This is a genomic window from Salmonella sp. K21076, assembly GCF_039650795.1.
GTDB lineage: Bacteria > Pseudomonadota > Gammaproteobacteria > Enterobacterales > Enterobacteriaceae > Salmonella > Salmonella enterica.
In genome coordinates this window covers 127,994-142,000 of sequence record NZ_JBCLYA010000044.1, presented here as the reverse complement: position 1 = coordinate 142,000, position 14,007 = coordinate 127,994, and the positions used below count along the sequence as shown (strand labels likewise).

The window sequence follows — 14,007 nt, the reverse complement described above, 5'->3', positions numbered from 1 at the left end:
AGTTATTTAAAGCACAGGCATAAGCTAAATAATCAAATGTTAAAAACATATAAACCCGAGCCCGTACAATATGACATTAAGCTCATAATAAAAGCTCAACCTGACCGTTAGTACTAGCAGCAGAATTACTGAAACAGTAGATTCTATCCTAACGACTTGTATTAGCTATTATAACTTTTCACCCTGTAAGAGAATACACTATTATCATGCCACATTTTAATCCTGTTCCTGTATCGAATAAAAAATTCGTCTTTGATGATTTCATACTCAACATGGACGGCTCCCTGCTACGCTCAGAAAAGAAAGTCAATATTCCGCCAAAAGAATATGCCGTTCTGGTCATCCTGCTCGAAGCCGCCGGCAAGATTGTGAGTAAAAACACCTTATTGGACCAAGTATGGGGCGACGCGGAAGTTAACGAAGAATCTCTTACCCGCTGTATCTATGCCTTACGACGTATTCTGTCGGAAGATAAAGAGCATCGTTACATTGAAACACTGTACGGACAGGGTTATCGGTTTAATCGTCCGGTCGTAGTGGTGTCTCCGCCAGCGCCGCAACCTACGACTCATACATTGGCGATACTTCCTTTTCAGATGCAGGATCAGGTTCAATCCGAGAGTCTGCATTACTCTATCGTGAAGGGATTATCGCAGTATGCGCCCTTTGGCCTGAGCGTGCTGCCGGTGACCATTACGAAGAACTGCCGCAGTGTTAAGGATATTCTTGAGCTCATGGATCAATTACGCCCCGATTATTATATCTCCGGGCAGATGATACCCGATGGTAATGATAATATTGTACAGATCGAGATAGTTCGGGTTAAAGGTTATCACCTGCTGCACCAGGAAAGCATTAAGTTGATAGAACACCAACCCGCTTCTCTCTTGCAAAACAAAATTGCGAATCTTTTGCTCAGATGTATTCCCGGACTTCGCTGGGACACAAAGCAAATTAGCGAGCTAAATTCGATTGACAGTACCATGGTCTACTTACGCGGTAAGCATGAGTTAAATCAATACACCCCCTATAGCTTACAGCAAGCGCTTAAATTGCTGACTCAATGCGTTAATATGTCGCCAAACAGCATTGCGCCTTACTGTGCGCTGGCAGAATGCTACCTCAGCATGGCGCAAATGGGGATTTTTGATAAACAAAACGCAATGATCAAAGCTAAAGAACATGCGATTAAGGCGACAGAGCTGGACCACAATAATCCACAAGCTTTAGGATTACTGGGGCTAATTAATACGATTCACTCAGAATACATCGTCGGGAGTTTGCTATTCAAACAAGCTAACTTACTTTCGCCCATTTCTGCAGATATTAAATATTATTATGGCTGGAATCTTTTCATGGCTGGTCAGTTGGAGGAGGCCTTACAAACGATTAACGAGTGTTTAAAATTGGACCCAACGCGCGCAGCCGCAGGGATCACTAAGCTGTGGATTACCTATTATCATACCGGTATTGATGATGCTATACGTTTAGGCGATGAATTACGCTCACAACACCTGCAGGATAATCCAATATTATTAAGTATGCAGGTTATGTTTCTTTCGCTTAAAGGTAAACATGAACTGGCACGAAAATTAACTAAAGAAATATCCACGCAGGAAATAACAGGACTTATTGCTGTTAATCTTCTTTACGCTGAATATTGTCAGAATAGTGAGCGTGCCTTACCGACGATAAGAGAATTTCTGGAAAGTGAACAGCGTATAGATAATAATCCGGGATTATTACCGTTAGTGCTGGTTGCCCACGGCGAAGCTATTGCCGAGAAAATGTGGAATAAATTTAAAAACGAAGACAATATTTGGTTCAAAAGATGGAAACAGGATCCCCGCTTGATTAAATTACGGTAAAATCTGAGAGAGGAGATATGCATTATTTTTTTATCATCGTAATCTGGTTGCTTAGCATAAATACGGCATGGGCTGATTGCTGGCTTCAGGCTGAAAAAATGTTCAATATTGAATCCGAACTACTTTACGCTATCGCCCAGCAGGAATCGGCGATGAAACCTGGCGCCATTGGTCATAACCGAGATGGTTCAACCGATCTTGGCCTGATGCAAATTAACAGCTTCCATATGAAAAGGCTGAAAAAAATGGGGATTAGTGAAAAACAGTTGTTACAGGATCCCTGCATTTCTGTCATTGTGGGCGCATCCATTTTATCAGATATGATGAAAATCTACGGTTTTAGCTGGGAGGCCGTTGGCGCTTATAATGCCGGGACGTCGCCGAAACGATCGGATATAAGGAAACGTTATGCTAAAAAAATTTGGGAGAATTACAGAAAATTAAAAGAGATGTCAGCAGAAGAGAAAAACAAAAGACTTTCTATCGCGGTAAACAAATAATTATACAGGAATAGCTTACTTTCAGATAATTCTAAAAGTAAGCTATGTTTTTATCAGCTTGCCGTCGTCATAAGCAACTGGGCTTGCATTGCTTTTAGTTGTACAAACTGTGAGGCGTCTTCCAGCATTCTATTGTTCCGTGAATTCCGGAAATCTGCACGTACCTGCTCCAGATTACTATGAGGATTATCCTTAAGTACAAGAGCCGCCGCCATCGTTCCGGTTCTTCCCACTCCGCCCAGACAATGAATCATCGGTAAATGCTTATCTGATGAACTACGCCCCGGCGCGCCATTTTGGTTACTATTTTTCACCCTATCCGCCAGGTATTCTAACTGATCAGTAGACGGTAACGGCTGGTGATCTGGCCAATTTTTCACATGCAATACCGGGATTGTATACCGCTTTTCCCCGCAGGACAGTTGCATATTGTATTGGTCTATCGCTCCTCCCTGACTGGCTGAGCTCACTTTTTGGCTGTTGGTATGCACCTCGCCAAAGGTGTAGCTCCCTCTGAAATAGGCTGGTAATTGTTTTGCCTGCATCTGATCTTCCGACGTTAACACCACCAGGCACGAACATTCTTTTTCAAGAAGCATTTTCATATGCGCTTCCAGCGCATCCGGCGTATTTTTTGGGCACGAACCGGCTAATGCCACAGGCTTACCGTCAAAAGTTAACGTATTCACTGGCACAGGCATTCCATCGCTCAGTTTCACCTGGGTTTGCTGATTAATGGGAATGCTGCTGACCGCAAACCGTGCCAGGCCCAGTGTCGGTCCGCTCATCGTCTGTGGCATTGACGCACCGGCTTTTATTTTCTCAAGTTCAGCTGTAACGTTTTTCAGTTCTTTAGCAATAACGTGAATTTTTTTTACCGCTTGGGTTAATTCATGAGTAGAGGCTTTATCAATCCACCTCTCAACCTCTCCCCCACAGGTTCCCCATTGTGAGAACCTGTCTGCTCCTATCTGAATATTTTTTAACGTTGTAACATAATCATTAAGTTGTTTAGCCTCTGGAATTTTATTTAAACTCTGTAAATTCGTCATTAATGAACGCAGCGGGCCGTTACCTGAAGCCATCTCCTGGAAGTTTTCTCGCAGGCTATTTCCATCCATTTGTTCCAGTTACGGTATTGTTCTCTTAAGTCCCTTTAGCGCGATATCGAGTAAAGGTTGCTTACTTTCTGCACCAACATCGTTATTTTGTTCTGTCACTTTTGTATCGCCGCCTTTTATGACTAAAGCGGCATTCATGACACCAACATTATCCTTGTTCTTAATAAGATTTATAAACCCTCCGTCAGCACCTTTTACACACTCCGTGATCTGCACTACTAAACGTTGGGTAAGGGGTTTGTTCATATTTATACTGGACATGTACAAAGCATTATTGACCGCTTTTTCCCCATATTTTTCCGTTAATGCCTGGAGAAATGTCTGTAAAATCTTTTGGTTCTGTACTCTGATATTTTCCGTGTGTTTTTGCACCACTTCAGTGTTTTTAAATAAGGGCATTTTTCCAAGCCAGGTTAATACTTTTGACGAAAATTTTTCAGGCGCAACATATGCCTTATCAGTATTTTCCTTAGCAATATATAGCCGGGTATCACTCGACACGCCAGATTTTGAAAATGAAGACAATGTTAAATTATTCAACTTCCTCTCATCATACCTTAGCATATTCCTGTAGTATGTTTTTGAGCGCTTCCTGCTTATTCACAAATGACTCAAGCTGCGATATGATATGATAAATATTTGTCAGATCGGTAATTGCATGTATAAACAACAACGTCTCTGCGGCATCAATATACGCTAACGTACCTTCATTATTCGCAGCCAGTTCACCATTAATCACCATAATCTGCCGCCAGATAGAATCGCCACAAACAGGCGATAGCGGTATAATCATACCGTTCAATAACCAGATATCATCTTTAGCTTCAATAGACGTAAAAATATCGCTATCGAGTAGTAATAAGCACTGATTGTTGTCATCAAAAGTGAGCGGTAAACCCAATTTCTCACCAATATTAGCGATAATATCCTGGTGTGCTTGCAATTTACTTTCCTCTTTAATTATATCTTTTACAAGATTGCTTCTTCAAATTTAATCTGGTTACACAATGTCTTGATATTTTTTCGCGCCCATCGCCGAGCGCAATATTTCTCTCCTTTAATCCAGTAGAATAGCCATTCACTACGCATCGGAACACAAATCAGCAGTTCCTTCGGATCATTTTCAACATGACGTAACTTGCCTTTAATAACAAAACGCGAACTGTCAGCAATATCATCATATATTGCAGCCATGCCTGAACCGGGTACTACATGTGTGATGATTTTCATAACAATTAATCTTGTTCAATTGTTGTCGAGCGAGAGAAAAATACTACACCCTGGACTCAAGACTTTTTTTAACAACACGGCATATATCCGCAAAGGTCGTCATATCAGGAAGATCGTTTTCATTACAACTAATGTCAAACTCCTCACTAAGACCAAATACAATATCAATTAAATCCAATGAGTCAGCGTAAAGATCCTCAACCAGATGGGTCTGACCATTGATACTATCAACATCAACGGCAATACAGGAGGTGATCACTTTTTTGACTCTTGCTTCAATATCCATATTCATCGCATCTTTCCCAGTTAATTAACGCTGCATGTGCAAGCCATCAACGGTAGTAATAACCCGATCCACACCAGGTTTATTCAGGTATGACTCGTAAGCCGGGCCAGCTCGCCAGCTACCGTCTCCGATAAGGCCGTCCAGCACATTACTTAACACATAGTCAGTTTCCCCTTTTTGCCTGGTCAACCCCGCCTCTCTGGCAAACTGCAATGCAATCTCAGCCAGTTTTTCTTTTTGTGGATGATGAGTAATGACCTCTTTGAGCGTCTCCATTTTCGCTTTCAATTCTGGGTGCTTGTCAATATCGCTACATTGCGCTTTCAACGCTGCACTCTTTATCGTGTCATTGGGTAATATTTCCCCACGCAAGCCGTCAAACGCTCTGCGTACAGGAAACGGTGTAGAGGCATCCGGCTCCAGGGCTTTACGTATCACACCCAAAAACGCCTCACGGGCGTTGAAATGTATTGAATGCATATTCGTAACGCTCGGTACTGTTGAGAGGAAACTATTTTGCTTAAACTTCAAACCAGAAAATGGGCCAGTCTTATCTGTCTGGCTATTATCATTATCGGTCGTACCGGCTTTATTACCTGTAATTACCGTCGAGTCTGATTGTAAGGTATCGATTTTAACATTCTCGACGCCAGCCAGTTGACTGGCAAGCGGCTTCACATTCACAATCTCTGCCGTCTGGCTTTGCTGTTTATTATCATCAACGCCGTGCACCGTGGCCTGTAACGGCTTGCCGATAATGCTCTTGCTGGTTACGCCATCGACTTCATCAAAAGAGGTTGTTTCACCCGTAGTGCCCTTTTCTGACGTGACCACCTTTCCATCTTTACTTTCGGATGAAGAGTTGGTCACAGCCTCTGCCGTCGCATGAGCCGTGACGTCAATTTTACCCGCGATGCCATGGTCAATTGTCCCTGTGCTGGCGCTGTGTGCGGTCTCCGTTTGATGCGTAGTCGAATCCACACGCGAATGACTATGACTTACGTTGCTGCTGTTAGTCGAATGGTGTGACTCGCCATGGCGTTGGCTGTTATCAATAAATGTTCGGCTATTATCAATCGTCTTCCGGCTATTATCATGGTTGCTATTATCGATATGGCGCTGGCTATTATCGACATGGCTTCGGCTATTGTTAATATGCTTACTGTTATCCACGCTATGGTTACTGCTATCAATATTAATATTGATATTAATACCCGTAGGTTCTGCTTTTTTCCCACCATCAGGTACTGGTCCAGCCGCAGGTTCCGGAATTTTAGGGTCAGGCAGTTTATCTGCAGGAATTTGTGCAAAAACATTACGTAGCAGCAGGGGTATCAACGTTTGCATTTCAAGGTGCCGGGCTTCCCGTCCTACGCTGGTACCCTGCTCTTGCGTTAATTTTTGGTGGCACATATCAAGCGCCTCAACCGCCTTCGCCGCCGCTTTGTCAACAAGCTGCGTAAGACTGCTGCGGGTTAACGGATCTAACGTACAGCCAAAGTTATGTTCAATGCAGCTGGCAATATAGGGCATCACCTCCTGCATAACAAGATTCGTCGATAATTTACTTAATTCACCGCCAGTGTTATTTTTGATGATATCTAACAGCTGCTTTTCCAGGTTTTCCAGCTTCGCTTCCGCTTTCTTTGTTTCTGGCAGCCATGGCCCAAAAGCTGACTTTTCTTTCAGGCCATCTTTTATGATTTGCGCGGTATACTCTGCCCCCACCTTCATCAGTAGCGTCTTCGCCTCAGGAGAATCACTGGTGGCGTTGAGCGCTGAACGAAAGAGGCCGGCAAACTCCATTATCGCTTTCTTACCGGCGACATTATTTGAATTGGTAAAAACTTCTTTTAACGCCTCGGCGTCTTTCCCGCATTTAAACAACGCATCCAGACTCGCCTGTTTGATCAGCGCGGGAAAATCTTCCAGTTGCTGGCCTTTAATTTCCCCTGACAGCGTTGCTGTGGCACTTTCTCTGACCGCGGAAAGATTCGCCGCAAGATTCGTGGCCTGCGTTTTGATCTCGGTCTGCATACCTGGCATTATGACGGGGGGCTGAGTTCTTACACTTGTAACCATTATTAATATCCTCTTCTGTTATCCTTGCAGGAAGCTTTTGGCGGTTTCCAGGCTGCTACTTATCGTACTGCTCAGCACTTTTACCAGGTTGTCGTACAATGAATTGGCATTGCTATATTTTTGCGTCAGCGTCTGTAATGTGGTTTTCAGATTTTCTTCCTGTGCTTTAAAACCCGACTGCCAGGCTTGATATTTGGCGTTATCCAGTTCAAGGGCTGAACCCGATCCTATTCCATTAAGATCGCTAACCATTTTGCTCAGTGGCCCCGTATCCACCAGTACGACATAACCAGAACCAGACGCCTTTAGACAGCTGTCCGGTAAATTCAATTCTTTAATCCACTGCTCAGCTTCCGCTTTCGTTGCTGTTGTCATTCCGCTGCCAGTTTGCGAGGGAAATAAAATCGTATTTTTATTTATTTGAGTGTATTTATTAATTAAACTACTTATTTCACTTTTAAGTGAGTCAACATTTAGCTTAATGGTATTTCCATCCTTACCAGGCGATAACCAGCCTCCCATTTTGGAAAGAATATCACTGAAGGCCTGATAAAAATCGGTATAGACTGCGACAACGTTTTCATAAACGCCCAGGTAGCTGTCACCTATCGCCGATATATTTTGGGAAACCATATCCCAAATCTCAGCATCAGAAATGGTTGTTCTCGGCTGCGCCATAGGCGAAGCGCTAAATAAGGCCGACGTCGGCGCAGAAAACGTGCTCCGCAGGTTCTCATTTTGTTCTGCGGATAATGACACGCCGGACTTCGCCAGCGCATTCAGGCTGCTGGTCAACTGTTGGCGCGCCAGCGTGCGCTCGTCATTATTCTCTTCAGAAATCGGTGGCGTTGACTGCAGCGTCTGCTGTGCCTGCTGGATTTTAGTAGCCGCCTGCGATAATGAAATGATATCTGTGCCGCGATGTTCTGTGGTAGACGGTACCACGGCAATCTCGGCGTGCTCGCTCGCCGAAGGAGTCTGCGGCCGTTCGGCAACGATCCCCGGATGAGGAGAAGCGGAATAATTTTGAATATTAAGCATAATATCCCCAGTTCGCCATCAGGAGGGCGATTAAATCCCCCCCTGATGGCGTATAGTTGATCTGTCAGATTAAGCGCGAATATTGCCTGCGATAGCAGCGAGTGCGGATGCTTTCGACTGGTTAATGCTCTCCATTGTTTTCAGCATTTCCTGAATCAGGCTGGTCGATTTACGTGAACTTTCACGGGCTTCGTCCGATGCGGTGCTGGCAACCCGGTTATTCACCTGGCTAATTTGCTGCTCGGAACGTTCCTGAGTAGCGGCGTACTGCCTGGACGCCCCTGCAATACCACCGACCGTGACTGAGTTCTTCATAATCAGATCGCCCGTCATCTGCATCTTGCGCGCATCGATTCGGGTCATATCCATGGTATTCTGCTCAAGACGAATATCGGATTCGACAGACTCAAGACGTTTCGACAGAATAGCCTGATGTTCAGGGGAGATTTGTTTATTACTGTTTTTAATACCCAGACTTTCCGTGGCGCTGGTTCCGGCATTAGATTTAAGCGTCGCATCATTAAGATTTTTCGTCGCATCGGTACCGGTTTTCTTCATATTTAACGATTTCAGAGAATCGACGCCTTCAGCACCAAGTTTGACGCTATTCTGCCCGTTCAGCACGTTTTTAATACTGTGGCTTTCAGTGGTCAGTTTATCGATCTTCGCGGCATTATGTTTAAGCGCGCCTCTTTCATTCTGCAGCCCCTTATATTCCAGTTTGGCGCCCACGCCAGTGATCCCCAACTGAAGCGCGCTCTGGGAAATACTACCGGACAACGCATTCATCCCTTCGCGCATCATGGAGCTTGCCGTCGTTTTAGCTGCATCAAAACTGACTAATGACAACTTACCAGACAGTTTGCTATCAGCCTGGTTCAACGTCAGCATTAACGTATTCGCGGCAGCCAACAGCGCAACGGCACTGGAAGACATTCCGCTAATATCAAAAAACTTTCCGACTTCTGCCTGCTGCTCGCGTAACTGGGTTTGCACAACCTCATTCGCTTTAGTCGTGACATTATTTGCCAGGGCATTCAAATCCTGATTCATGTCGGTATTTTGAATACTGGCTTTTAAAAAGGACGTGATCGTTCCGGGGGTTTGCGTTAATACCCCTGGCGCAGGCGCGCTCAGTGTAGGACTCAACCCCAGGTCACTGACTTTACTGCTGCTAATACCAATACTATTCAGAATATCTTTAGCGCTAACGGATTGCGAAGCTGTCTGTGAACTATTCTCAACAGAATGATTATTTAAATAAGCGGCGGGATTTATTCCCACATTACTAATTAACATATTTTTCTCCCTTTATTTTGGCAGTTTTTATGCGCGACTCTGGCGCAGAATAAAACGCGAAGCATCCGCATTTTGCTGTACCGCAGAAGACATGGCTTTTTGCAGTTCCGCCGTTACCTTCTGGTTTTCACCAAATATTTCTACGGATTGTTTAAGCCACTGCTGAATCTGATCCATGGCAAAACGGGCGAGCATAAAATCAGCAAGCGCCTCGCTGGCATTTTTAATAAATACCCCCTCGGCAACCCCACCGGCTGACTGGGCTGCGGTATTCGTGACTTCCATGCCCAACGCCACTTTATTTAGGGTATTACCTACCAGCTCTTTACTTAAGGCATTCGTTTGCAGGCCCATCTTGCTACCCACATTACCCAGGCCGCTAGTAATACGTTGCATCCCCTGGGTAAAGAGTTTGCTGCCGTTTTGTGCCAACTGTTTCAGCACGTTAGGCACCAACTTCTTAATCGTTTCGCCCATCATTTTGCTCAGCGCGTTACCCAGTTTCGCCGCCGCGCCTTTCCCGACAACTGCGACCACCACAATGACCGCTACCATGGCAATAGCGGCGACAATCGCACCAACAATGCTGCCTGCCATCTCTGCCGTTTTCTTATCGACGCCTAATCCTTCCAGCGCTTTGGTAATCGCCTTGCCAATCAGCTCCATTAACGGCTTCAGCACATGCTCCATAATCGGGTTTAGCGCCTGCTGAATAAACGACACCCCCGTCGCCGCCTTCACAATTTCATCGGCCACCATTACCGCAAGTCCCACCGCAGCCAGCGCCAGACTCGCCCCACCGGTAAAAACAGCGGCCACAACGCTGACAATGGTTAGCAGCGCGCCGAGGACTTTCCCGATACATCCCATAATGCGGTTCGTTTCCTCGGCTTTGCGCGTCTCTTCCTGGAATTCAGCCGATTTCTTTTCCATCTCCGCCTGACGCCCTTCCTGCAAGGCGTTGAAAAGCGCAAGATCGTTTTGCAGGCTTTCTTCCGTATTTTTGCCCACAATCTCAATAAACATGGCCATGAGCATAGTGAGGCGGGCGACATTTGACAGATTATCCTGCTCACCCTGGGAAACCTGATTCTGAGAGGCGGCATTAGCCGTTCCCTGGAATTTGGTCAGAATGTTATCCGCTTTCTCGGCTTTCGCTTTGGCGTCTGTGCCTGCTTTAACCGTCGCATCCGTGGCCTTATCTAAGGCCTCTTTCGCCTCTGTCGCTTCTTTTCCGGCCTGTTCTACCGCGGCTTCAGCTTGTGCATAGCCGGGGTCAGCTGGGTCCAGCGATTGCAATTTATTTTGCGCCTGCGTCAGTTTTTTGGCCGCAGCGTCATAAACACTCTTGGCGGTATCCGTCTTTTTGATGCTGGCTTCATAGAGATCCGTCGCCTCCTGAGCCTCTCCCAGAGCCGTCTGGAATTCTTTCGATACCTGAATCCCCATCTCTTTTTGTGACTCAATCATCGCCTGCCATACCGCCAGACGAGACTCCAGTTGAGACAGCGAAACATCGCCCAGTAGTGTCATTAACTTGCCAAGCAGTAATGTCAATTGCCCTTCGCTGGAGAGTTTTTCCCGGGCGGCGTCCGTAGGCGGCTTTAGACCCACCGTATTAATAGCGCTCTCGCCGGACTTTGTTCCGGCTTTAAGGTCGCCCGCTTTCGTTGCCACCACATCTTTAAAAGCTTTATCCGCCGCTTTTAAAAAGTCCGTGTTCTTACGAACGCCTTCAAAAGCCGCCTCAGCGAGGCGCGGATTTTGGGTATATCCGCTACGGCTAATGCTACTTGCGTCATTTACCATAATTATTCCTTTTCTTGTTCACTGTGCTGCTCTGTCTCCGCCGTTTTTAGCGCCTCCAGATAGACCAACGCTTTTGCCCGCAGAGACTCATCTTCAGTACGTTCATTGACAAGTTCAAAACACTGTCTGGCTTTTGCCGCCTTACGCATTAATAATTGACACTGCCCGGTAAAAAAAACGGGGCGATAATCATTTTTAAGTAACGTAAACGCTACTGCATAAAGGTCACATGCTTTCTGAAATTGTTTTTTCAGTTGGCATACCGCCGCCAGTCCCATGGTGTAATCGGGATTGTAAAAATCATAAATGCATAAGAAACGAAAGAATGTCTCAGCTTCATCCAGTCGTCCCTGGTTATAAAACTCATAAGCATGAGCATATAAACCGTCCATCATATCTTGAGGGATCCCGTGAACGTCTTTTAGCGTGGCGCCTTCACTAACGGCATCCCAAATCATTTCCGCAACACGTTCTTCGCTGACATTATTTTGATAATCCATTACTTACTCCTGTTATCTGTCACCGACTTTGTAGAACTTAACGACTGCGTTTATCTGATGCAGTTATTAAACCCCGACGGTGGTTAGTGAACATTCAAAAAACTCCCAATGAATACATCGCTACTGCTTTACGCGGCTCAATGCCGTACCTCGTTTTCTTGTGGCTGAATAACGTCTTTGCCCGCGTTTTCTACCTCTTCCAGCCAAACCAGAAGACGTAAAACTTCATCAATTTCTTCCAGACTCACCAGATCATAACGGCGATGGGTTTTGAAAAGACTGCGCGCCAGTTTGATATCGACGATCACAGGTACGCCAACCTTCTCCGCATAGGCGCGGACGGCCAGTGCGCGCTGATTCGTTTCATACACCGAGATCATCGGAATCGGCATCAATTCGGGTTTAAAATAAATCCCGATCGTAATATGCGTGGGGTTGGCAACAATCAGGCGTGAGTTTTCAATATCGGATTTCACCTGTTCAGACAGAATTTCCATATGAACTTCACGTCTTTTAGATTTAACCTCTGGGTTCCCTTCCTGCTCCTTCATTTCACGCTTCACTTCTTCCTTATCCATTTTCATATCTTTCATGGTCAGGAAATATTCCGCAATAGCATCCAATAATAAGACAATCAATGCGCAAGCAAGGCAAGTTAATACCAATGCGAGGAGAAGTTCACGCCAAATGACGGCAATATCCACAACATTGCCATTTAACTGAGAAAAGATTTCAACCTTATATTTCTTCCAGCAAATGATGGCGGCCACCACAAAGGATGAGAGATACAGTAGGGTTTTGACCGTATCTTTAACCGTGCGCATACTAAAAAGTTTTTTCGCCCCTTCTACCGGGTTTAACGCCGATAAATTAGGTTTTAATGCTTCTGTCGCCAGCACGAAACCGGCCTGTAATAACGCCGGTAATGCGGAACACACTAAACAGAGCAGCATAAATGGAATCAGATATTTTAATCCTATCCCAAAAACGGCCAAACTGTAATCAGCCATGCTCTGATCAAAATTATCCGCAATAATGATCTTAATTATCCCCATAAACTCATTAAATGAGCCATACGACACCAGATAGGCAATTCCTCCCAGCGTCAGACAGGCGATAATGAGATCTTTACTTTTAAATGACTGGCCTTTTTTAGCGGAGTCTTCCAGCCGTTTTTTAGTCGGTTTTTCTGTTTTATTCGAGGACATGCGTCGCCCCTCGCTCGTAAAACCAACTGCTTAACCCTGTGGCCTGGAAAGAGAGTCGCGGTACATTGTCCGGTAGTACCGGAGAGAAATAAAGCAGCATAATTAAAACGGCAATGCCGCTTTTTACCGTCAGTGAAATCGCAAAAGCGTTCATTTGCGGAGCAAAGCGCGACAATAAACCCAGGAATACTTCTGACAGCAACAGCACTAATACCACCGGACTGGCCAGAACCAAGGCGTTTTGAGCCACCTGATTAATAAACGTTAATAGCGGCGGTAATGAAGGCGTGCACTCGTTCATCGGATCGCATAGCTGATAGCTTTTATTTAACACGTCAACCATCGTGACCAGACCGCCGTTTTGTAAATAAACGACAGCGGCAAACATATTCAGGAAATTAGCCATTTCCGAGGTATCAATACCGTTTGCCGGATCGATACTGCTACTTAGCGTTGCCCCTCGCTGGTTATCGATAATACAACCCAGCGCATGCATAACCCAAAAAGGCCATGACAGCAGACAGCCCAGCATGACGCCTACCGCCGCTTCTTGCAGAACTAACGGGATCATCGCCACCGATAAAAACGGCGGCGCCTCGTTCAATGCATGCGGCCATACTCCCAATGCCACCAGGATGATAATGGCGTTTCTCGGCGCGCCGCTTAATACCCCGCTATTCAAAAACGGCAGGAAGAAAAAAATCGGCGCTACGCGAGCAAACCCTAGTGCCGCAGACGCAACCAGGTGATGAATTTCAAAGTACAACGCGTAAAGCATTTTTTACCCCTTAGCCAACGCCAGGAATATCACCTGACGCCCGTAAGAGAGTAAAACTTCGCCATACCAGCCAGACAGTAAAAACAAGCATAAACACACGCCAAGTAATTTAATGCCAAAAGGCAGCGTCTGTTCCTGTAATTGCGTTACCGTCTGGAATAACCCTACCAGGAGGCCGATAATCGTTGCGACAATCGTCGGCCACCCTGACAGGATCAAAACAAGATAGAGCGCCTTATTACCTGCAAACACTAAATCATCCATTTAACTATCCCGTCTCGTAAT

General features: G+C 45.4%; 13 protein-coding genes and 1 pseudogene. 2 read left to right on the top strand and 12 right to left on the bottom strand.

Going from position 1 to position 14,007, the window contains the following annotated elements; all coding sequences use genetic code 11:
• The first annotated feature begins 206 nt into the window (after positions 1-206).
• Both hilA and iagB read left to right on the top strand, forming a co-directional pair.
• Positions 207-1,868: a transcriptional regulator HilA gene (gene hilA / locus AAYN39_RS12385; RefSeq protein WP_001120092.1), complete on the top strand. Its 1,662-nt coding sequence runs from the start codon at positions 207-209 to the stop codon at positions 1,866-1,868.
• 17 nt (positions 1,869-1,885) lie between these two features.
• Positions 1,886-2,368 carry an SPI-1 type III secretion system invasion protein IagB gene (gene iagB, locus AAYN39_RS12380; protein ID WP_000558926.1) on the top strand — a complete coding sequence of 161 codons (483 nt, stop codon included), beginning with the start codon at positions 1,886-1,888 and terminating at the stop codon, positions 2,366-2,368.
• 53 nt (positions 2,369-2,421) lie between these two features.
• Here the strand turns inward: iagB and sptP are convergent.
• The 12 genes and pseudogenes from sptP to spaQ all read right to left on the bottom strand — a co-directional run bounded on the left by sptP (position 2,422) and on the right by spaQ (position 13,986).
• Positions 2,422-4,053, bottom strand: a pseudogene (gene sptP, locus AAYN39_RS12375) (SPI-1 type III secretion system effector GTPase-activating protein SptP).
• On the bottom strand, positions 4,040-4,432 hold the full coding sequence (gene sicP / locus AAYN39_RS12370; protein ID WP_001147850.1) for a chaperone SicP: 393 nt from the start codon (positions 4,430-4,432) through the stop codon (positions 4,040-4,042). The pseudogene sptP and the gene sicP overlap by 14 nt, the downstream one beginning before the upstream one ends.
• A 26-nt stretch (positions 4,433-4,458) precedes the next feature.
• Complete coding sequence (locus AAYN39_RS12365; protein WP_000692253.1) at positions 4,459-4,719, bottom strand: hypothetical protein; 261 nt, start codon at positions 4,717-4,719, stop codon at positions 4,459-4,461.
• A gap of 43 nt (positions 4,720-4,762) precedes the next feature.
• Positions 4,763-5,011 carry an acyl carrier protein gene (locus AAYN39_RS12360; protein WP_001055579.1) on the bottom strand — a complete coding sequence of 83 codons (249 nt, stop codon included), beginning with the start codon at positions 5,009-5,011 and terminating at the stop codon, positions 4,763-4,765.
• Positions 5,012-5,029: 18 nt separating this feature from the next.
• Positions 5,030-7,087 carry an SPI-1 type III secretion system effector SipA gene (gene sipA / locus AAYN39_RS12355; protein ID WP_000258814.1) on the bottom strand — a complete coding sequence of 686 codons (2,058 nt, stop codon included), beginning with the start codon at positions 7,085-7,087 and terminating at the stop codon, positions 5,030-5,032.
• An 18-nt stretch (positions 7,088-7,105) separates the two neighbouring features.
• Positions 7,106-8,128, bottom strand: a complete 1,023-nt coding sequence (gene sipD / locus AAYN39_RS12350) for an SPI-1 type III secretion system needle tip complex protein SipD (protein ID WP_000932243.1) — start codon at positions 8,126-8,128, stop codon at positions 7,106-7,108.
• A 69-nt stretch (positions 8,129-8,197) separates the two neighbouring features.
• The gene (sipC, locus tag AAYN39_RS12345; protein WP_000909023.1) at positions 8,198-9,427 is read right to left on the bottom strand and encodes an SPI-1 type III secretion system needle tip complex protein SipC; all 1,230 of its coding nucleotides are present in this window, start codon (positions 9,425-9,427) and stop codon (positions 8,198-8,200) included.
• Positions 9,428-9,454: 27 nt separating this feature from the next.
• A complete protein-coding gene (sipB, locus tag AAYN39_RS12340) occupies positions 9,455-11,236 on the bottom strand; it encodes an SPI-1 type III secretion system needle tip complex protein SipB (RefSeq protein WP_000245782.1) in 1,782 nt (593 codons plus the stop codon).
• A gap of 2 nt (positions 11,237-11,238) precedes the next feature.
• Positions 11,239-11,736 carry a SycD/LcrH family type III secretion system chaperone SicA gene (gene sicA / locus AAYN39_RS12335; protein WP_000386309.1) on the bottom strand — a complete coding sequence of 166 codons (498 nt, stop codon included), beginning with the start codon at positions 11,734-11,736 and terminating at the stop codon, positions 11,239-11,241.
• 137 nt (positions 11,737-11,873) lie between these two features.
• Positions 11,874-12,944 carry an SPI-1 type III secretion system export apparatus protein SpaS gene (gene spaS / locus AAYN39_RS12330; RefSeq protein WP_000097721.1) on the bottom strand — a complete coding sequence of 357 codons (1,071 nt, stop codon included), beginning with the start codon at positions 12,942-12,944 and terminating at the stop codon, positions 11,874-11,876.
• Positions 12,931-13,722 carry an SPI-1 type III secretion system export apparatus protein SpaR gene (gene spaR, locus AAYN39_RS12325; RefSeq protein WP_000964941.1) on the bottom strand — a complete coding sequence of 264 codons (792 nt, stop codon included), beginning with the start codon at positions 13,720-13,722 and terminating at the stop codon, positions 12,931-12,933. Before spaR ends, spaS begins: the two co-directional genes overlap by 14 nt.
• A 3-nt stretch (positions 13,723-13,725) precedes the next feature.
• Positions 13,726-13,986, bottom strand: a complete 261-nt coding sequence (spaQ, locus tag AAYN39_RS12320; protein ID WP_000342503.1) for an SPI-1 type III secretion system export apparatus protein SpaQ — start codon at positions 13,984-13,986, stop codon at positions 13,726-13,728.
• Positions 13,987-14,007 lie beyond the last annotated feature (21 nt).

Excerpts from the sequence above, each read along its gene's own strand:
- spaR (WP_000964941.1), bottom strand. The coding sequence starts at position 13,722 with ATGCTTTACGCGTTGTACTTTGAAATTCATCACCTGGTTGCGTCTGCG.
- sipD (WP_000932243.1), bottom strand. The coding sequence starts at position 8,128 with ATGCTTAATATTCAAAATTATTCCGCTTCTCCTCATCCGGGGATCGTT.
- spaS (WP_000097721.1), bottom strand. The coding sequence starts at position 12,944 with ATGTCCTCGAATAAAACAGAAAAACCGACTAAAAAACGGCTGGAAGAC.
- sicA (WP_000386309.1), bottom strand. The coding sequence starts at position 11,736 with ATGGATTATCAAAATAATGTCAGCGAAGAACGTGTTGCGGAAATGATT.
- sipC (WP_000909023.1), bottom strand. The coding sequence starts at position 9,427 with ATGTTAATTAGTAATGTGGGAATAAATCCCGCCGCTTATTTAAATAAT.
- spaQ (WP_000342503.1), bottom strand. The coding sequence starts at position 13,986 with ATGGATGATTTAGTGTTTGCAGGTAATAAGGCGCTCTATCTTGTTTTG.
- AAYN39_RS12360 (WP_001055579.1), bottom strand. The coding sequence starts at position 5,011 with ATGAATATGGATATTGAAGCAAGAGTCAAAAAAGTGATCACCTCCTGT.
- sipA (WP_000258814.1), bottom strand. The coding sequence starts at position 7,087 with ATGGTTACAAGTGTAAGAACTCAGCCCCCCGTCATAATGCCAGGTATG.
- hilA (WP_001120092.1), top strand. The coding sequence starts at position 207 with ATGCCACATTTTAATCCTGTTCCTGTATCGAATAAAAAATTCGTCTTT.
- iagB (WP_000558926.1), top strand. The coding sequence starts at position 1,886 with ATGCATTATTTTTTTATCATCGTAATCTGGTTGCTTAGCATAAATACG.
- AAYN39_RS12365 (WP_000692253.1), bottom strand. The coding sequence starts at position 4,719 with ATGAAAATCATCACACATGTAGTACCCGGTTCAGGCATGGCTGCAATA.
- sipB (WP_000245782.1), bottom strand. The coding sequence starts at position 11,236 with ATGGTAAATGACGCAAGTAGCATTAGCCGTAGCGGATATACCCAAAAT.